Source organism: Amycolatopsis sp. NPDC047767 (assembly GCF_040704195.1).
Classification (GTDB): Bacteria; Actinomycetota; Actinomycetes; order Mycobacteriales; family Pseudonocardiaceae; genus Amycolatopsis.
Map to the genome: position 1 here is coordinate 43618 of NZ_JBEYSJ010000030.1, position 17641 is coordinate 61258.

Consider the following 17641-nt stretch of genomic DNA (forward strand, 5'->3'; position numbering starts at 1 on the left):
TCCGTTCGGCCACGCTCGGTGCCCTGGGCGGTACGTCACGCAGTGATCGCGCGCACTCCCGCGTGCCTTCTGTCCCGGGTGGACCGACGATGGTGGCTGGGCGGTCGTCGGTGGAGGAGTTGGGTATGAGCGTGCTGGACGGGATTCTCGAGGGTGTCCGGGAGGATCTGGAGGAGCGCAAGCGGTCGACGTCGCTGGCCGACCTGCAGGCGCGCGTCCGCGACCTGCCGCCGACGCGGGATCCGCTGCCCGCGTTCCGCGCTTCCGGCGTGTCGATCATCGCCGAGGTGAAGCGCAAGAGCCCGAGCAAGGGCGCGCTCGCCGAGATCGCCGACCCGGCCGCGCTCGCGGGCCAGTACGAGCAGGGCGGGGCGGCGGCCATCAGTGTGCTGACGGAGCGTCGCCGCTTCGGCGGGTCGCTGGCGGACCTCGAAGCCGTGCGGGCGCGGGTGGACATTCCGGTGCTGCGCAAGGACTTCATTGTGGAGCCGTACCAGCTGTGGGAGGCGCGGGCGTTCGGGGCGGACCTGGCGTTGCTGATGGTCGTCTCGCTGGAGGGTTCGCTGCTCGACGACCTGTACGGCCTCGCGGTGGAGCTGGGCCTGACGCCGCTGGTGGAATCGCACACGGCCGGCGAGCTGGAGCGCGCGGTCGCGTCCGGCGCGCAGGTGCTGGGCATCAACGCGCGTGACCTCACGACGCTCGAGGTCGACCGGACCGTGTTCAAGGAGCTCGGCCCGCAGATCCCCGCCGACCGCGTGCGCGTGGCGGAGTCGGGCGTCGCCGGCCCGGGCGACGTCGCGGAGTACCGCGGCTGGGGCGCGGACGTCGTCCTGGTCGGCGAGGCGCTGGTGCGCTCGGGCGACCCGGTGACGTCCGTCCGCGACTTCATCCAGGGTTAGGGCTTCAGGACGATCCGGCCGAAGACCTCGCCGTCGTCCATCTTCTGGTGGGCTTTGGCGGCCTCGTCGAGCGGCAGGATTTCGTGGACGACGCCGTGGAATGCCGCGTCCTCGAACTGCTCCAGGCGCACTCGTTGTAGTTCCGCACGGGGCACGGTGTCGGCGCTGAAGGTCATGAACGAGAGGGACTTCTGGAAGTTCTGCAGCAGCTTCGCGGCGAAGTCGGCTGGCGGCATCCCGCCGACCACGCCCACGACCACGAGGCGGCCGTTGGGGTTGAGCTTGTCGAAGAAGTCCGGCAGGTTCGGGCCGGCGATCAGGTCGATGATGACGTCGTACTTGCCTTCGCCGCTCGCCGCCCGGTCGAGGACCTCCGTGGCGCCGAGCTTCTTGAGGCGCTCGCCTCGTGCTGTGCTCGACGTCGTGACGGCCACGGTCTTGGCGCTCCTTGCCGCCAGCTGAACCGCCGACACCCCGATGCTCCCGGCCGCCCCGCGCACCAGCACGGCCTCGCCTTTCCGGAAGTGCGCATGCGCCAGGGCGAAGTGCGCGACGGCTCCCGACGTGCCGATGGCCACGGCGTCTTCGCTGCTCAGGCTCTCGGGGATCGGCAGGAAGTCGCTGGCCACCGCCTTCTCGGCGTACCCGCCGCCGGTTCCGGTGAACGCCCACATCCGCCGGCCCTTCAGGCTCCCGTCGAGCCCTTCGCCGACCCCGATGACCGTCCCGGCGACCTCGCTGCCGGGGATGTGGCCGGTCTTGAAGCCGTAACTGCCGAGCGTGCCGCGCCGGATCACCGCGTCGACCCCGCCCACGCCGATCGCCTCGGTCTCGATGAGCACCTGCCCCGCCCCCGGTGCGGGCTCCGGCACCTCGACGACCCGCAACCCGTCGGCCGGCCCGAACTCCTGAATCGCCACTGCTTTCACCTGCGTGTTCTCCTCTCGTACGGCCACCGACGCTAACGGACGGGGGCGTCCGCTTCGGCTAAAGTGAGAGCGTGACGGCTCGTTTGCCTCAGACCTCGCGCCCCGCTGTTTCACGCGCGGACGCTCCCTCGGTTGATGCCGCTTCGCCTGCGGACGCTTCGCGGGCCTCGGGCTCGGAGGCCATTGCCTCGGGTGATGCTGCGTCGCCTGCAGCTGGCGTGGGCCCGGTTGCTTCGCGGCCCGCCACGCCGCGCGCTGAGGTCGGCGACTCAGCCGCTTCGCGCCCCCTCCGCTCCGACGCCCGCGACAACCGCGACCGCATCCTCACCGCGGCCCGCGAGGTCTTCGCTGCCGAAGGCCTCGACGTCCCGATGCGCGAGATCGCCCGCCGCGCCGGCGTCGGGCCGGCCACGCTCTACCGCCACTTCCCGACCAAGGAAGACCTGGCGGGCGCGGCCTTCGCCGATCAGCTCCAGATCTGCCGCCAGATCGTCGACGAGGGCCTCGCCACCCCCGACCCGTGGCTCGGCTTCTGCCTGGTGATCGAAAAACTCTTCGCCGTCCACGCTCGCGACCGCGGCTTCACCGCCGCGTTCCTCTCGCGCTTCCCGCGCGCCTTCGACTTCACCACCACCCGCGACTCCGCCCTCGCCTCGATCGCCGAGCTCGCGCGCCGCGCCAAAACCACGGGCCACCTCCGCCCCGACTTCGTCGTCGACGACCTCGTCCTGGTCCTCATGGCCAACAACGGCATCCACGCCACCTCGCCCGCCGCCCGCATCGCCGCTTCCCGCCGCTTCGCCGCACTGGCGATCCAGGCCTTCCGCGCCACCCCGCAACTGTCGCCACTCCCACCGGCGGCCCGCATGCCCCTGCACCCAGTGGTGTAACCACCACGGCGGGTTCGCCCCTGTCGGCTGCGTGCCTCGCACGCCGAGGCCGGATTCCCGCAGCGTCGCGAGCAGGCCGGAGCATCCGAGCGACCTTGCCCGTCGCCTCCGCCGCCTCAGCGGTCCAGGCCATTCGTGCATCCCCCGGTCACAACCACTTCCAGCCGCGGCACGCAGCCCTGCACCCAGTGGTGTGACCCAAACCACACATCGACGAGAACCGTGGGATGATTCGCGGCGTCTTGCCTGATGTGAAGCACCAGAAGCCCGCGACAGAGGTGGACGAGGAGAAGCTCGTCCGCCGGGTTGCGCGGGGTGATCGGGCGGCGTTCGAGGAGTTCTACCGGCGGACGGCGCCCTGGTTGGCGGTGCGGTTGCGGCGCCGGTGTGCGGATGAGCAGGTCGTCGCGGAGGTCATGCAGGAGACGTACCTCGCGGTGTGGCGCGCGGCCGGGTCGTTCGCCGGAGCTGCGGCCGGCGGGTCGGCGGTCGGGTGGGTGTGGACGATCGCCGCGAGAAGGCTGGTCGACGCGTTTCGGCGGAGGGCGCAGCACGCGCAGGTGCCGACCGTGACGCAGGTCGACGTGATCGCGCCTGCGGCGGAGGAGGAAGCGCTCCGGGGCACCGTCGGTGACGAGGTGGGCGACGCGCTGCGCACGCTCGCCCCCGAGCTGCGGCAGGTCCTGCAGGCGATGGTGCTCGACGGGCTGTCCGTCCGTGAGACCGCCGTGCTGCTCGGGCTGCCGGAAGGAACTGTGAAGACGCGGGCGCGCCGCGCGCGGATCGCCATGCGAGAGGCACTGACATGAACCACGTCTCGGATCGACTCCTGACCGGCTACCTCGAAGGCGGCACCCTGCCGGGCGAGGAGGAGTGGGCCGCCGAGGCCCACCTGGAGACGTGTGCCGTCTGCCGCGCGCGGCTGGCGCAACTGTCCACATCGGACCCCATGATCGAGACGGTCTGGAATGGACTCCAGCCCCAGCTCACCACCAAGCCCCAACGCGTACCCGGCCGCTTCACGGCCCGCAGCTGGGCGACCCCGGTGATGCTGCCGTGGCTGGTGATGACGGTGCTGGTGGCGGTCGTGGCCGTGCTGCTCGACCGCGGGTTCCAGGGAAACCTGTCGTTCGTCCAGATTTTCGCACCGGTTCTGCCGGTGCTGGGCGTCGCGGCGTCGTGGTCCCGCGGCCTCGATCCGGCGTACGAGCTGGTCGCCGCGAGTCCGCGGGCCGGTTTGGACCTCGTGCTGCGCCGCACGACGGCGGTGCTGGTGACCGTCGTTCCCGTGTTGCTGCTCGCGGGCTGGCTCACCGGCACGAATCTGGGGCTGGCACTGCTGCCGAGCCTCGCGTTCACCACGGGAACCCTGGCGCTGGGCGGGCTCATCGGCGTGAGCCGGGCGGCGTTGGTGCTGGTCGCGGCGTGGATCGCGGTGCTGGTGCTGCCGACGGTGGCCAAGGGTTCTTCGTTCGCACTGCAACCGGGATCGCTCCCGGTCTGGGGCGGGATCTTCGCGTTGACGGCTGTGGTGGTGGTGCTCCGCCGGAGCGCTTTCACGCGGCTCAGCGCGCATCACTGAGGGAGGAAGGGGACAATGGACATGCGGGCAGTCGAAGCCGCTGAGGTCGCTCCGTCGACCTATGCCTGGGAAATCCAGGCGGAAGCGCTGAAAGTACGGGTGGGGCGGCGGAAAATGGCCGTCGACGGCCTGGATCTGTCCCTGGGCAAGGGAGTCCACGGCCTGCTCGGGCCCAACGGGGCCGGTAAGACCACGCTGATCAGAGCACTGGCGACAGTGCTCCGGCCGGCGGAAGGCGGGCTGGCGCTGCTCGGTGAGTCAGTCGGGGGACACATCGACCAGCGCCGCCTGCGCCGGCGGATCGGGTACCTCCCGCAGACGTTCGGGTACTACAAGCGGTTCACGGTGCGTGAGTTCGTCGAGTACCTGGCGTGGCTGAAGGAGATGTCCAAACAGGACATCCCCGCCGCCGTGCAGCGCGCGATCGAGCGCGTGGGGCTGGCCGACCGCGCCGACGACAAGCTGAAAACGCTGTCGGGCGGCATGGTCCGCCGCGTCGGCATCGCGCAGGCCATCGTGAACGACCCGCAGATCCTGCTGCTGGACGAGCCCACCGCGGGCCTCGACCCGGCGCAACGCGTGCGCTTCCGCGAGCTCATGGCGCAGCTCGGACAGGACTCGTGTGTCGTCGTGTCGACGCACCTGGTGGAAGACGTCGCCACGGCGTGCACCGACGTGGTGCTGTTCGCCGAGGGCAAGCTCGTCTTCCAGGGCACGCCCGACCAGCTGGCCGCCGCCGGCACGCCCGAAGACATCGGCGACAGCCCCATCGAGCGTGGCTACTCGGCGCTGCTCAACCACGACCGGGGGAGGGGTTCCTGGTGAGCGTGCTGCGCACGGAGGCGCGCCGGACGATCGCGCCCTGGCTCCTGTTCGCGCTCTTGGCCGTGGGGCTGGGTTTCTTCTTCCTGTTCAGCGGGCCGTGGTGGAAGGACGCCGAGGCGTGGAACCTCCAGTGGACACCGTCGATCCTCTGGTCTCGTTACCTGCTTTCCCTGCTGTGGCCGATCATCGTGTGCGCGGCCGCGATCCAGGGGATGCGTGACCGACGGTCCGGAATGGACGAACTGCTGGCCACGACCCCGCTGCCCGTCGCGCGGCGCACGGCGAAGGTCGGGCTCGTGATCGGACTGTCCGCCGTGGCCGGTTACCTCCTGATCGTCGCGATCGGACTCGGCCAGGTGATCGCGAACGACGGGGTGTTCACCTTCACGTGGGTGCTGCCGTTGCTGGTCGGCGTCGCTTCGGTGGTGGCGGGTGCCGCCGTCGGGCTCGCCGTCGGGCGGCTGCTGCCGCACTCGCTGACGGCGCCGGCCGCCGGGGTCGTGGCGCTGGTGGTGGGCGTGTTCCTGCAGGTCGGGGGGGTGCGCGGGAGCGCCGTGCAGCAGGCGGTGCCGAACCGGATCGCGCTGCTCTCGCCCGCGGGTGGGCAGCCGTACAGCGCGTTCGTGGACCCGGTCGTTTCGGTGTCGATCGGTCAGCTGTGCTGGCTGCTCGGACTCGCCGCCACGGGGTTCCTGGTGCTCGCGGCCCGGCGCTGGTTCGCCGTGCTGCCGGCTCTCATCGGGCTCGCGATCGCGATCCCGATCTTCCCGGCCACGGCGACCGACAACTTCGTCGACAACCCGAGCGCGGCCGCGCCCGTGTGCGACGGTCCGGTGTGCGTCACGGCCCTGCACGGCGAATGGCTGTCCACTGTAGCCGGACCGGGCAAGGATGCCTTGGCACTGCTGGCAAAGCTGCCGTCTGCGCCGACGCATGTCGTCGAGACGACGACCTCGGAGAACAGGGCCCACGGCCCCGGCGACCCGTCCGCGCTCGTCGTCCGCCGCGACGACGCCGAACTGCGTGACGTCTCCGGCCGCGACCTCGAGTACGAGCTCCTCGCGACCGCCCCCTTCTGCTCCGGCCCGCCGACCGCCACGAAGGCGCGCTACATCATCGCCTCCTGGCTCCTCGGCGACCCGGGCGATCCACCGCACGCCGACCGCTACGGTTCCTGGCTGACCACGCCGATGCACGACGTGGGGGCGCAGTTGCGCGCCCTGCCCGCTGCCGAGCAGCTCGCGCGCGTCTCCGCCGCGTACCAGGCTCAGCAGACCTGCTCCGGCGACCCATACGCCTTGCTGACCGGGGCGTCGCAATGAGGTGGCTGACGCTCTACGCCCGCTCTCGCCGCCTGCCCGCGTCCCTTTCAGCCCTGGTCCTGTGCCCGCTCGTGATCCGGATCCTGGCCGGCGCCGACTGGTCGGTGCTGTTCGCCTCGCTGGCCCTCGGCGCGGCTGTCGCCGTTGCGGCCACCGGGCTCTCGGGCCAGGACGTGGACCTCGACCGCACCGCCGCCTTCGGCTGGTTCCCGCGGCGGCTCGTGCACCTGGTGCTGGTGGGCGTCGTGGCGGTCGGCGTGCTGCTCCTCGTGCGCGCCTCGGCCGTCCCAGCCCCTGTGATCCTGCGCGACGGCCTCGGCCTCGTCGGCCTGGCAGGCTTGGCCGCGTTCGCCTTCGGCGGCCAGTTCGGGTGGACGCTGCCTTTGCTGTGGCTGGTGCTGGCGCTCTTCGCACCTGGGGAACCGGTGGGGCTGTTCCACGTGCTGGCGTGGCCCTTGCAGCCCTCGGACGTCGCGGTGTCGTGGTGGGTCGCGGGCGGACTGTTCGTGGTAGGCGCGGGGCTGTACTCGGCGGTGGGGGCGCGCCGCTGACCTGGGGGACCGGCCGGTTGTCGTACTCGCACGAGGGGCGGGTACGACAACCGGCTTTTTCGATGAGTGGCACCGATTGAACAGGGCTGCTAGCTTTTGAACATGTCTGTTCAACCAGCTCAGGAAGGCGACACCGCGTCCTTCATCCACGCGGCCCGTCGCGAGCAGCTGGTGCGGTGTGCGATCGAGCTGATCGCCGAGGTGGGGCCGGCGAAGGCGTCGACGGTGCGCATCGCCGAGCGGGCCGGGGTCAGCCGCGGTGTGCTGACGTACCACTTTCGCGACCGGGCCGAGCTGATCGAGCAGGTGGTGCGGTCGGTGTACGACCTCGGGCTGGAGTTCCTGGGGCCGCGGATGGCGGCGGCGGCCTCGCCGCGCGAGGCGTTGCTGACGTTCATCGGCGGCAGCGTCGAGCTGTACGCCGCGCACCCGACGGAGATGGCGGCGCTCAGCAACATCTATTCGGACAAAGACGGCGTGCCGCGCGCCGGGCACCACCGGCACACGCGGGAGATGGCGGAGCTGGCAGCCGGCTTGCGCGCGGGTCAGGAGCAGGGCCAGTTCCGCGCGTTCGACGTGGATGTCATGTGCGCGACCGTCCGCGGTGCGCTCGACGCGGCGCTGGCCCACATCGCGGGCGGCGGTTCCGTCGAGCCGTACGCCTCGGAACTGCAGACCCTGTTCGACATCGCAACCACAGCACCAAGGGGAGACTGATGAGGCTTCACAGGATCGCCGCCGCCGCCGCAGCCGTGGTGGTGCTCGCGTTGTCCACCGCGACCGGCGCCGCGGCCGCCGCGGCCGAGGACGCGCCGCTGACCGTCCGGGTCGACACCGGCCTGCTGCACGGCGACGCGAACGCGACCACCCGCCACTTCCTCGGCGTGCCCTATGCGAAACCGCCGGTGGGCGCGCTGCGCTGGGTTGCGCCGCAACCCGCGACGCCGTGGTCCGGCGTCCGCGAGGCCACGAAGGCCGGCAGCCACTGCCCGCAGACCGCGGCCGGGCCGGGGCAGCCCGCGTCGGCCGATGAGGACTGCCTGTTCGTCAACGTCACCACCCCGCGCCGCATGGCGCCGGGCGCCAAGCTGCCCGTGATGGTGTGGTGGCACGGCGGCGGCTACACCAGCGGCGCCGGCGACGGCTACACCGCCGACCGGCTGGCCGATCAGGGCAACGTCATCGTCGTGACGCTCAATTACCGCCTCGGCGTCTTCGGCTACTACGGCCTCCCCGGCCTGCGCGGATCCGGCACCTTCGGGCTGCAGGACCAGATCGCCGGCCTGAAGTGGGCCAAGCGCAACGCGACCGCGTTCGGCGGGAATCCGGACAACCTGATCATCTTCGGCGAGTCGGCCGGCGGCATGTCGGTGTGCGCGATGCTGACGTCGCCGCAGGCCCGCGGCCTGGTCGACAAAGCGATCATGTCCTCCGGGTCGTGCCGGCTGAACTGGCCGGCCGGCGCGCTGTTCCCGGGCGCGCCCGCGGACCGGCCCTACACCTCGCTGCAGCAGGATCAGGCCGACGGCCTCGACGCCGCGCACGGCAACGGCTGCCAGAGCGACGAACTGACGTGCATGCGCGGCAAACCGGCCGCCGACCTGGTGGCGCTGAACCAGAGCTTCTCCGACCACCTCGCCTACGGCACGCCGGTGCTGCCGCTGGACCCGGCGAAGGCGTTGCAGTACGGGCAGTTCGCGCACGTGCCGGTGATCTCCGGCGGAAACCGGGACGAGGAACGCGCGTTCGTCGGCGGCGCCGTGATGGCCGACCCCACGCTGATCACCGACCAGACCTACCCGGCTCTGCTGAAGGCCGCCTTCGGCGCGGACGCCGACCGCGTCGCGGCCCAGTACCCGTTGGCGCGCTACGGATCCGCGCCACTGGCCTGGGCCACCGTCACCACCGACGCGGGCTGGGCCTGCCCCACGGTGACCGCCGACCAGGAACTCGCGCGGCACACGACCGTGTACCCGTACGAGTTCGCGGACCCCAACGCCCCCAACGTCAACGGCATCAACGTCCCCGGCTTCTCCCCGGGCGCCGCGCACGCGTCCGACCTGCCGTACCTGTTCGACCTGGGCGGCCTCGACCTGCTGAAGACCCAGCCCCAGCAGGACCTGGCGGCGAGCATGATCGCCTACTGGACCACCTTCGCCCGCACCGGCAATCCGAACCACGCGGGCGCCCCGAAGTGGCCGGCCGGGACGGCGCACGGGCGGCTTCAGCTGGCGCCCGACCAGATCCAGCCGGTGGACGCGGCAGCCGAGCACCAGTGCGGGTTCTGGTCGACGATCCGGTAGCGGCCTCAGACGTTGCGGTTGTTCGGCTTCATCTCCAACGGCGGCACGTCACCGTCGTCGATGCCCATGCTGATGATGCGTTCGGGGTGGAGCCGGATGACCGCGCCGTCGAGGTGCCCGTCGGGCGCGAAGACGTCGGTCAGCACCTCGGCGTGGCCCCGGATTTCCAGGCAGCGCACGCGCATGGGGTTCAGCGACGGGCGGTCGTCCACCACGAAGGCGGCGCGGCCGTTGGCGGCGACGTTGCGGTACTTGCGGCTCTGGGTCAGGTGGTAGCCGGTGATGTCGATGGCCTGGGCCTCGGCGTTGTAGGTGAAGCCCACGGGGCTGACCTGCAGGGTCCCGTTCGGCTGCTGGGTGGCGAGCCGGCCGAGACCCTGCGTGGCGAGGTAGTCGAGCTCTGCTGAGGTGAACATGCACTCCACCGTGCAAGTTCAACCCCACTTGAAGTCAAGCGAACAGGCCGTCGCCCCAGTTCGAGGTGGGGGTCAGGCCCGGCGGAACCGCGAAGTGCGCCGAACCGGTGTGCTGCACGTATTCCATCATCGCGTCCTTCGACGACAGCGCCTGCTGCATGGGCACGTACTGCTTGCGCGTATCGCGGTTGAAGGCCAGGAAGAACAGGCCGGCTTCGAGGTGGCCGACGCCGTCGGAACCGTCGACGAAGTTGTAGCCGCGCCGCAGGATCCGGGTCCCGTTCAGCGTCTGGTGCGAAGCCAGGCGGATGTGCGCGTCGTCGGCGATCAGGGGCACGCCGCCGGCGCCGCGGACGCCGAGGTCGACCTCGTCGAACTCCGCCGTCTGGCCCAGTGGCGCGCCGGAACCCTTGGTGCGGCCGATGATCTGCTCCTGGCCCTCCAGCGGTTCGCGGTCCCACGTCTCGATGTGCATCTGGATCCGCCGCGCCACCAGGTACGAGCCGCCGGCCATCCAGGCCTGGCCGTCGCCGGCCGTGGCCCACACCTCGTCGCGCAGGAAATCGGTGTCCTCGGACTTGATGTTGTTGGTGCCGTCCTTGAAGCCGAACAGGTTGCGGGGCGTGGCCTGCTCGCGCGAGGTCGACGCGCTGCGGCCGAAACCGAGCTGCGACCAGCGCACCTCGGTGACGCCGAAGCCGAGCCGCGCGAGGTTGCGCACGGCGTGCACCGCGACCTGCGGGTCGTTGGCGCACGCCTGGATGCACAGGTCACCGCCGGTGCGCGCGGGGTCGAGCTTGTCCTTCGGGAACAGCGGCAGGTCGATCAGCTGCGCCGGCCGCTTCGACGCCAGGCCGAACCGGTTGTCGAACAGCGACGGACCGAAACCGATCGTCAACGTCAGCTCGGACGCGGGCAGGTCCAGCGCCTCACCGGTGTCGCCCGGCGGGGCTTCGGCCGCGCCGCCGACGGCGCCGTTCGGCACCACCTCCTGGCCCGCCGTCATCCGCCGCGCCGCCGACGTCCACGTGCGCAGCAGCTGCCGCAGCTCGCCGACGTCGGTGGTCGTCACGTCGAACGCGGCGAAGTGCAGGTTCTGCTGAGTCGGCGTGACGATGCCGGCCTGGTGCTCGCCGTGGAAGTCCACAGTGGTCACCGCGGCCTGCGCCGTGGAACCGCCCATTCTGTCGATGCCGACCCCGGCCGCCGCCCCCGCGCCGGCCAGGGCGACCCCCGCCCCCGCCAGGCCGAACAGCTTGCGGCGGGAGACGCGGGTGCCCTCTTCGCTCACTTCGACACAACCTCCGCGACCTTGCTCAGCGGCTCGCTCAGCGCGTCGACCGCCGAGGCGAACGCCTTGATCTCGTCCTGCGACAGCTGGTTGTAGTACTTGAACCCGTCACCCACGCGCGTCTTGTCCAGCAGTGCCTGCACGTTGGCGAACTGCTTGTCCAGAGTGGACACCAGCGCCGGGTCGCGCTCCTGCAGGATCGGGCGCAGCGAGGCGATCGCACCCTTCGAACCATCCACGTTGGACTGGAAGTCCCACAGGTCCGTGTGCGAGAACGTCTCTTCCTCGCCGGTGATCTTGCCGGTGGCGACCTCGTCGAGCAGGCCCTTGGCGCCGTTGGCGAGGTCGAGCGCGCTCAGCTGCAGCGTCTTGGTCTTGGCGACCAGGTCCTTGACGTCGGTGAGCAGCTTGTCGGCGATCTGCGGGCTGTCGGGCTGCAGGCCGGTGACCCACAGGTCCTTCTCGAGCCGGTGGAACCCGGTGAACTTCTGGCCCGACTCGAGGTCGGCCTCGCGCACGTCGATGGCCGGGTCGAGGTCGCCGAACTTCTCCGCGACGGGCTCGATGCGCTCGTAGTACACGCGCGTGGTGGCGTATTCGGCCTTCGCCTCGTCGACCTTGCCGGCCTTCACGGCGTCGACGAACTTCTGCGTCTCCGTCTCGAGCGCGGCGGTGTTGTTGGCGACGTAGGTGGCGTAGCTCTTGGTGGCTTCGGCCTTCTGCGAGTCGGTGTCGGTCTGCTTCTGCGCGCCGCCGGTGACGGTGAAGTCGCCGCGGATGCCGTTGCCGACCATACCGGGCTTGCACGCCGTCTGGTACTTGCCGGCCTCGGGGACCTCGACGATGAGCCGGCGGTTGAGGCCGGGGGCGATGTTCTCCACCTCGCCCATGATCCGGTCGCCCTCGGCGTAGAGGTAGAACTCGGTGACCTTGGTGCCCTTGTTGGTGATCTCGAACGTCACGTTGCCCGCGTTGGCGGTGTTCGCGGCGACGGCGCAGGTGCTGTCGGAAGCCTCGACCTTGATCGGTCCGGCGGCGCCGGAGCCGCTCGTCGCGGAGTCGGTGCTGTCGCACGCGGACAGGGCCACGAGGGCGCCGACCCCGGCGAGCACGGCCAGTGGGGTTCTGGGAGAAAGGGGCACGGTCACTCCTTGACAGCGGCCGCAGCGGCTTCAGCCGTGACGGTTTTCTTCTTGGTGGGCTTGAGGAAGAGCGGGAGCACGATCACCACGTAGGCGACCCACGCGATCGCCTGCAGCACGGTGGTCTGCTGCGAGTAGTTGAAGACCCCCTTGAGTAGCGCGCCGTACCAAGAGGTTTCCGGCAGCGTGCTCGACGCGTCGAACGCGAGGGTGGTCAGGCCGGGGATGAAGCCGGCTTCCTGCAGGTCGTGCAGGCCGTAGCCGAGCACGCCGGCGGCGACGAACACGAGCAGCACACCGGTGACGGTGAAGAACTTCGCGAGGTTGAACCGCACGGCACCGCGGTAGAGCAGGTACGCGATCACGATCGCGGCGGCGATGCCGACCACGAACCCGATGAGCGGCTGGATCGTGTCCGACTGCGCGGTCTGCACGGCGGAGTAGAAGAACACGGCCGTCTCGAGGCCTTCACGGCCGACGGCGAGGAACGACAGCAGCAGCACGGCGGCGGGGCCGACGTTGAGCGCGTCCTCCATCTTGCCGCGCAGCTCCGCGGCCATCTGCTTGGAAGCCTTGCGCATCCAGAAGATCATCGCCGTGACGAACGCGACCGCGACGATCGAGAGGCTGCCGCCCAGCAGCTCCTGGTGCTCGAAGCTCAGCTGCGCGGTGCTGTAGGTCAGGATCGCGCCGACGGCGACCGACAGCAGCACCGCCGCGCCCACGCCCGGCCAGACGAACTTCAGCGCGTGGCGCCGGTCGGTCTTGACCAGGAACGCCACCAGGATGCTGACCACCAGGGCGGCCTCGAGCCCTTCGCGCAACCCGATGAGCGCGCTCGAAAACACCACTGCTCAGCCCTCCTCCGCATACCTGACCTGATGTTTTTAGGTAAGGCTTGCCTGTAAGTCCAGAGGAGCGTACGCCCGAGGTCCGGCGGGTGACCGGACAAATCGGACTACCCGGTCGGGTTAGGTTAGGGTAACCGCAGGTCAGCGACGTGGGCGGCGGATCCATAACGAATTGTGTGACGTGAGCTGCTGGGGCTGGGAGTTAACCGTCCGCTTGCCTTCCGCGAGGTGAGGCGGTTGCGGGGAGTGTTCGATCGGCCTCCGACTGTGTCCGGTCGGGCGTTTCGTGATCACCCGATATGGCGTCACGCAAAGGTGGGAGAAGTAACCTGTCCGGGTGGCCGATACCACTCAGACGACGTCTCCGCCCCGTCGCTACGTCAGCCGGATCGCGTTGTCTCTGGGGCTGGTGCTCACGGGGATCGTGCTGGTGGTGACGATCGGGGTGCGCGACCCGGCTCCTTCGGCCGCTCCGGCTGTGGCTCCGGCTACGTCGTCGTTCTCGGTGCCACCGCAGCGTCCCCAATCGGGTGGTTCGGCTCCGCGTGCAGGCTTGGCCGCCCCGCCCGACCGCCCGACCGAATCGGACCAGGCCGAGCTCGACGCGTGGGCCACGCGCGTGGCGGGCAAGACCCAGCTGTCCCCCCGGGTCCTCGCCGCCTACGGCCGCGCGGAAATGTGGATGCGCCGCCAGAAACCGGCTTGCCACCTGTCCTGGGCGACCCTCGCGGGTGTCGGCCACCTGGCCACGCCTTCCCTCGCGGTGTCTTCCTCCGGGGACGTGACCCCCTCCGTCGTCGGCGCTGCCGCGGGCGCGGACACCGACTCCGGCGCCCTGGACGGCGACCGCAAAGCCGACCACGAACTCGGCCCCCTGCGCTTCACCCCGGCCACGTGGAACAAATACGCCGAACGCGCCAACGGCGACGGCAAACCCGCCAACCCCCAGAACATCGACGACGCCGCCTTCACGGCCGCCCGCTACCTCTGCTCCGGCGGCGACGACCTCGCCACCCCCTCGGGCTGGTGGCGCGCGATGCTGTTCTACAACGCCTCGGTGGACTACGTGCAGTCCGTCTTCTCCTCCGCCGACTCCTACGCAGCGGCGAGTGTTGCTCCCTGACCACCGGCCGGCAAGACAGGCCCCCGCCCTCCCGAGGGGGGCGTCCCCGAACCCAGTCTACCGAGGTCAGCGGCCTGGAAACCGGCTTCGCGGAATCTGTGGACAACCCCGCGCGCAGCGGACCGCGGTGTGGATAAGTCGCTCAGTTAGCCGGGCGGCGAGTCGGCCGTGTGCTAAGGCGCCTCAGGCGTGGGCGGTGATCCGCGTGCCCTTGAGGGCCTTGGCCGGACGCGGCGCGGCAGGCACGGCAGGCGAAGCAGAAGCGGCGGTGGCGCGCGAGCGGCGGCCGACCGGGAACCGGGCGTCCAACTCGACGATCACCGGCGACAGGGCCGCCAGCAGCAGGACGGCGAGGCCGGCGTAGACGGCGATGAAGGTGAAGACGTTCATCTCGAGCTCCTCGGGTCGTTCTCCGTGATGACTCAAGGTTCGCTCGCGAGGGGGGTCCGCCGGATCAGCCGACCGGCCGAGCGGCGACGCCGAAAGGTCACACCCGAAGAACCGCTGATCGACCGAAAGGCCGAGCCCGTCACCGGTCCTGCAGCGTGATCCGCGCCGTCACTTCCGCGATCGCCTCCAGGTACTCCGGCACGGGGTTCATCGCCGAGGCCATCCGCAGTTGTGCCAGCGCCTCGGCCAACCGGCCGAGGCGCTGGAGGGTCCGCCCGAGGACGAAGCGGGCGTAGTGATCCGTCGGATCCAGCTCGAGGACCCGCGTGAACGCGCGCTCCGCCCGGCGCAGCTGCGCGGAATGGAAGTAAGCGCGGCCCGCGAGGAGCTGGACGCTCGGTTTGTCCGTCTCGTCGAGCAGGGGTTCGAGCGCCTTGAGCGCGTCGAGCGGGCGGTGGCGATCGACCAGATCCTCGGCCTGGCGGAAGGCACGGAAACGGTCTTCGCCGGTGGGCTCTGGTGCTGCTGCGGCGTCCGTCATGGTCACTCCGACGATACCGCTCCGGAGGGCCTCGCACGAGGCGGCGGACGGGTCGTGGTGGACTGTCCTGCCATGAGCAGCGGACAGGAACCCGGCTACCTGGGCCTGGCGCCCTACCTCTACTACACCGACGCGACGGCGGCGCTGGAGTGGCTGACCAGGGTCTTCGGCTTCCGGGAGGAAGTGCGGTTCGAGGACGCGTCCGGGGAGGTCTTCCAGGCGACGCTCTGCGCGGGTACCGGAACGGTCCAGCTCGCGGGCGTGGGTCCCGAATACTGGGCGGCCAAGGGCGTCGAGGGACCGGTCGGGCAGCTCAACATCATCTACGTGACCGACGTCGACGCGCAGTACGAGCGCGTGCGGTCCGCGCTGGGCGAGGACGCCGAGCCGGGGCCGCCGCAGGATCAGCCGTACGGCGCGCGCGTGTTCACGGTGGCCGACCCCGGGGGCAACAGCTGGACGTTCTGGCAGCAGACGTCGGAGACCGTCGAGCTGCCGTCCGGGTGGCGCGAAGTGCGCCCGGAGGGCTCGGAAGGACACTGACGGGCACTGAGCGGAATGGCCGTGCCTCCAACGGGTGAAAGCCGCGGACGGCTACTCTGGGCGGCGTCACCGCAGGCACGACCCACTGAGGAGCATGGCGTGGCTCTCATCGAGCAGGTAGGCGCGCGCGAGATTCTGGACTCGCGTGGCAACCCGACCGTCGAGGTGGAGGTGGCGCTCGACGACGGCACGCTGGCGCGGGCCGCTGTCCCGTCGGGTGCGTCCACCGGTGAGCACGAAGCAGTCGAGCTGCGTGACGGGGACACCGGCCGCTACAACGGCAAGGGCGTGGAGCGCGCGGTCGCCGCGGTGCTCGACGAGATCGGTCCGGACCTGGTGGGCGTCGACGCCGTGGACCAGCGGATCGTCGACCAGAAGCTCGTGGACCTCGACGGCACGCCCGCGAAGTCGCGCCTGGGCGCCAACGCGATCCTCGGCGTATCGCTGGCCGTCGCGAAGGCCGCCGCCGAGTCGGCCGAGCTGGAGCTCTTCCGCTACCTGGGCGGGCCGAACGCGCACGTGCTGCCCGTGCCGATGCTCAACATCCTCAACGGTGGCGCCCACGCCGACACCGACGTGGACATCCAGGAGTTCATGATCGCGCCGATCGGCGCCGAGTCGTTCCGCGAGGCGCTGCGCTGGGGCACCGAGGTCTACCACGCGCTCAAGGGCGTGCTGAAGGGCCGCGGCCTGTCCACCGGCCTCGGCGACGAGGGCGGCTTCGCCCCGAGCCTCGGCAACAACCGCGAGGCGCTCGACCTGATCCTGCAGGCGATCGAGAAGGCCGGCTACGCGCCGGGCCGGGACGTCGCGCTCGCGCTCGACGTGGCCGCCACCGAGTTCTTCGCAGACGGGGCCTACACGTTCGAGGGCACCAAGCGCAGCGCCGAGCAGATGTCGGCCTACTACGCCGAACTGCTGCGCGACTACCCGCTCGTGTCCATCGAGGACCCGCTGAGCGAGGACGACTGGGACGGCTGGGTCCAGCTGACCGCCGAGGTCGGCGACAAGGTCCAGCTCGTGGGCGACGACCTGTTCGTCACCAACCCGGACCGTCTCGAGGAGGGCATCACCCGCCGCGCCGCCAACGCGCTGCTGGTGAAGGTCAACCAGATCGGCACCCTGTCGGAGACGCTGGACGCGGTGTCGCTGGCCACGTCGTACGGCTACAAGTCGATGATGAGCCACCGCTCCGGCGAGACCGAGGACACGTTCATCGCGGACCTCGCCGTCGCCACCGGCGTCGGCCAGATCAAGACGGGCGCCCCGGCGCGCGGCGAGCGGATCGCGAAGTACAACCAGCTCCTGCGCATCGAGGAGACGCTGGCGGACGCCGCGCGGTACGCCGGCGACCTCGCCTTCCCGCGGTTCACCGCGGAGGCCTGAGGGTTTCATGGCCGACCGGGGGAGGGCGCGCAGCCGTCGCGGCGCTACCGGCGCCGGGTCCTCGCGGACCCGGCGCGCCGAGGGAGGCGGGTCCACGCGGGCCCGTCGCCCCGCGTCGGCGCGGCGTCGCCCTGTTTCTTCGGGTGCTTCCGACGCTTCCGGCGCTTCGGAGACGACCAGGGCTCGGCTGCGCCGTGGCCTCGCGGCCAAACGCGCGTCCGGCGCGGCCAAGGTGCTCGGCATGTCGACCACCCGGCGCGCGGCCGTGGTGGCGATCGTCGTGTGTGCGCTGGCGTTCACCGTCGCCGTGCCGCTGCGGACGTACCTGAGCCAGCGCTCGGAAGTGCGTGACCAGGAGGCGCAGCAAGCCCAGCTGCAGAAGGAAGTCGACGTCCTGCGCGACCGCAAGGCCCAGCTCAGCGACCCGGCGCAGATCGAGGCGGAGGCCCGCCGGCGGCTGCGGTACGTGAAGCCGGGGGAGACGCCGTACATCGTGCAGCTGCCGGAGGACCAGCCGTCCGCGCCGCCGCCCGCGGCCAACCCGGCGGCGGTTCCGCAGGGGTCTTGGTACGAGAAGCTGTGGGACTCAGTGTCGGGCGGGTGAGTTCTCGGTGTTTGAGCGGCGGGGTGCCTTCGGGTGCCCCGCCGTTTTCT

Annotated in this window: 20 protein-coding genes; 13 read left to right on the forward strand and 7 right to left on the reverse strand. The window is 70.7% G+C overall.

What is annotated here, in order from left to right; translation table 11 throughout:
* Positions 1–125: 125 nt before the first annotated feature.
* Positions 126–902: an indole-3-glycerol phosphate synthase TrpC gene (trpC, locus tag AB0878_RS37635; RefSeq protein WP_366585601.1), complete on the forward strand. Its 777-nt coding sequence runs from the start codon at positions 126–128 to the stop codon at positions 900–902.
* Here the strand turns inward: trpC and AB0878_RS37640 are convergent.
* Entirely contained in the window at positions 899–1831 is a 933-nt protein-coding gene (locus AB0878_RS37640) for a zinc-binding dehydrogenase (protein WP_366585603.1), read from the reverse strand. The two genes, trpC and AB0878_RS37640, sit on opposite strands and share 4 nt — an antisense overlap.
* A gap of 320 nt (positions 1832–2151) precedes the next feature.
* Here AB0878_RS37640 and AB0878_RS37645 point away from each other — a divergent pair, with 320 nt between their 5' ends.
* The 8 genes from AB0878_RS37645 to AB0878_RS37680 all read left to right on the forward strand — a co-directional run bounded on the left by AB0878_RS37645 (position 2152) and on the right by AB0878_RS37680 (position 9304).
* The gene (locus AB0878_RS37645; protein WP_366585735.1) at positions 2152–2721 is read left to right on the forward strand and encodes a helix-turn-helix domain-containing protein; all 570 of its coding nucleotides are present in this window, start codon (positions 2152–2154) and stop codon (positions 2719–2721) included.
* A 227-nt stretch (positions 2722–2948) separates the two neighbouring features.
* Entirely contained in the window at positions 2949–3530 is a 582-nt protein-coding gene (locus AB0878_RS37650; RefSeq protein ID WP_366585605.1) for an RNA polymerase sigma factor, read from the forward strand.
* Positions 3527–4303, forward strand: coding sequence for a zf-HC2 domain-containing protein (locus AB0878_RS37655; RefSeq protein ID WP_366585607.1), 777 nt, complete (start codon positions 3527–3529; stop codon positions 4301–4303). The genes AB0878_RS37650 and AB0878_RS37655 overlap by 4 nt, the downstream gene beginning before the upstream one ends.
* Before the next feature lie 21 nt (positions 4304–4324).
* Positions 4325–5128, forward strand: a complete 804-nt coding sequence (locus AB0878_RS37660; RefSeq protein WP_366585737.1) for an ABC transporter ATP-binding protein — start codon at positions 4325–4327, stop codon at positions 5126–5128.
* Complete coding sequence (locus AB0878_RS37665) at positions 5125–6450, forward strand: hypothetical protein (protein WP_366585609.1); 1326 nt, start codon at positions 5125–5127, stop codon at positions 6448–6450. The genes AB0878_RS37660 and AB0878_RS37665 overlap by 4 nt, the downstream gene beginning before the upstream one ends.
* On the forward strand, positions 6447–7001 hold the full coding sequence (locus AB0878_RS37670) for a hypothetical protein (protein WP_366585611.1): 555 nt from the start codon (positions 6447–6449) through the stop codon (positions 6999–7001). Before AB0878_RS37665 ends, AB0878_RS37670 begins: the two co-directional genes overlap by 4 nt.
* A 102-nt stretch (positions 7002–7103) precedes the next feature.
* Entirely contained in the window at positions 7104–7718 is a 615-nt protein-coding gene (locus AB0878_RS37675) for a TetR family transcriptional regulator (protein WP_366585613.1), read from the forward strand.
* On the forward strand, positions 7718–9304 hold the full coding sequence (locus AB0878_RS37680) for a carboxylesterase family protein (protein WP_366585615.1): 1587 nt from the start codon (positions 7718–7720) through the stop codon (positions 9302–9304). The genes AB0878_RS37675 and AB0878_RS37680 overlap by 1 nt, the downstream gene beginning before the upstream one ends.
* Positions 9305–9309: 5 nt before the next feature.
* Here the strand turns inward: AB0878_RS37680 and AB0878_RS37685 are convergent, their stop codons facing one another.
* From AB0878_RS37685 to efeU, 4 genes are read right to left on the reverse strand one after another with little or no spacing between them, the layout of a single operon-like run.
* A complete protein-coding gene (locus AB0878_RS37685) occupies positions 9310–9720 on the reverse strand; it encodes a PPOX class F420-dependent oxidoreductase (RefSeq protein WP_366585617.1) in 411 nt (136 codons plus the stop codon).
* A 34-nt stretch (positions 9721–9754) separates the two neighbouring features.
* Positions 9755–11011, reverse strand: coding sequence for an iron uptake transporter deferrochelatase/peroxidase subunit (gene efeB, locus AB0878_RS37690; RefSeq protein ID WP_366585619.1), 1257 nt, complete (start codon positions 11009–11011; stop codon positions 9755–9757).
* Positions 11008–12159: an iron uptake system protein EfeO gene (gene efeO / locus AB0878_RS37695; protein ID WP_366585621.1), complete on the reverse strand. Its 1152-nt coding sequence runs from the start codon at positions 12157–12159 to the stop codon at positions 11008–11010. The genes efeB and efeO overlap by 4 nt, the downstream gene beginning before the upstream one ends.
* A complete protein-coding gene (efeU, locus tag AB0878_RS37700) occupies positions 12156–13004 on the reverse strand; it encodes an iron uptake transporter permease EfeU (RefSeq protein ID WP_366585623.1) in 849 nt (282 codons plus the stop codon). The genes efeO and efeU overlap by 4 nt, the downstream gene beginning before the upstream one ends.
* A gap of 409 nt (positions 13005–13413) precedes the next feature.
* Between efeU and AB0878_RS37705 the strand changes: the two genes are divergently transcribed.
* The gene (locus AB0878_RS37705; protein ID WP_366585739.1) at positions 13414–14127 is read left to right on the forward strand and encodes a murein transglycosylase; all 714 of its coding nucleotides are present in this window, start codon (positions 13414–13416) and stop codon (positions 14125–14127) included.
* Between the two features lie 183 nt (positions 14128–14310).
* Here the strand turns inward: AB0878_RS37705 and AB0878_RS37710 are convergent, their stop codons facing one another.
* Positions 14311–14517: a hypothetical protein gene (locus AB0878_RS37710; protein WP_366585625.1), complete on the reverse strand. Its 207-nt coding sequence runs from the start codon at positions 14515–14517 to the stop codon at positions 14311–14313.
* Positions 14518–14656: 139 nt separating this feature from the next.
* Positions 14657–15058: a tetratricopeptide repeat protein gene (locus AB0878_RS37715; protein ID WP_366585627.1), complete on the reverse strand. Its 402-nt coding sequence runs from the start codon at positions 15056–15058 to the stop codon at positions 14657–14659.
* Positions 15059–15130: 72 nt separating this feature from the next.
* Between AB0878_RS37715 and AB0878_RS37720 the strand changes: the two genes are divergently transcribed.
* From AB0878_RS37720 to AB0878_RS37730, 3 genes are all read left to right on the forward strand, one after another.
* Entirely contained in the window at positions 15131–15601 is a 471-nt protein-coding gene (locus tag AB0878_RS37720; protein WP_366585629.1) for a VOC family protein, read from the forward strand.
* A 99-nt stretch (positions 15602–15700) separates the two neighbouring features.
* The gene (gene eno / locus AB0878_RS37725) at positions 15701–16987 is read left to right on the forward strand and encodes a phosphopyruvate hydratase (RefSeq protein WP_220244276.1); all 1287 of its coding nucleotides are present in this window, start codon (positions 15701–15703) and stop codon (positions 16985–16987) included.
* A 241-nt stretch (positions 16988–17228) separates the two neighbouring features.
* Complete coding sequence (locus AB0878_RS37730) at positions 17229–17591, forward strand: septum formation initiator family protein (protein WP_220244275.1); 363 nt, start codon at positions 17229–17231, stop codon at positions 17589–17591.
* The last annotated feature ends 50 nt before the right edge of the window (positions 17592–17641 follow it).

Bases quoted from the DNA above. Each gene is read 5' to 3' on its own strand.
- AB0878_RS37720 (WP_366585629.1), top strand. From the start codon at position 15,131: ATGAGCAGCGGACAGGAACCCGGCTACCTGGGCCTGGCGCCCTACCTC.
- AB0878_RS37685 (WP_366585617.1), bottom strand. From the start codon at position 9,720: ATGTTCACCTCAGCAGAGCTCGACTACCTCGCCACGCAGGGTCTCGGC.
- AB0878_RS37660 (WP_366585737.1), top strand. From the start codon at position 4,325: ATGCGGGCAGTCGAAGCCGCTGAGGTCGCTCCGTCGACCTATGCCTGG.
- AB0878_RS37670 (WP_366585611.1), top strand. From the start codon at position 6,447: ATGAGGTGGCTGACGCTCTACGCCCGCTCTCGCCGCCTGCCCGCGTCC.
- AB0878_RS37655 (WP_366585607.1), top strand. From the start codon at position 3,527: ATGAACCACGTCTCGGATCGACTCCTGACCGGCTACCTCGAAGGCGGC.
- AB0878_RS37710 (WP_366585625.1), bottom strand. From the start codon at position 14,517: ATGAACGTCTTCACCTTCATCGCCGTCTACGCCGGCCTCGCCGTCCTG.
- AB0878_RS37730 (WP_220244275.1), top strand. From the start codon at position 17,229: ATGTCGACCACCCGGCGCGCGGCCGTGGTGGCGATCGTCGTGTGTGCG.
- AB0878_RS37650 (WP_366585605.1), top strand. From the start codon at position 2,949: ATGATTCGCGGCGTCTTGCCTGATGTGAAGCACCAGAAGCCCGCGACA.
- AB0878_RS37715 (WP_366585627.1), bottom strand. From the start codon at position 15,058: ATGACGGACGCCGCAGCAGCACCAGAGCCCACCGGCGAAGACCGTTTC.
- AB0878_RS37680 (WP_366585615.1), top strand. From the start codon at position 7,718: ATGAGGCTTCACAGGATCGCCGCCGCCGCCGCAGCCGTGGTGGTGCTC.
- trpC (WP_366585601.1), top strand. From the start codon at position 126: ATGAGCGTGCTGGACGGGATTCTCGAGGGTGTCCGGGAGGATCTGGAG.
- AB0878_RS37675 (WP_366585613.1), top strand. From the start codon at position 7,104: ATGTCTGTTCAACCAGCTCAGGAAGGCGACACCGCGTCCTTCATCCAC.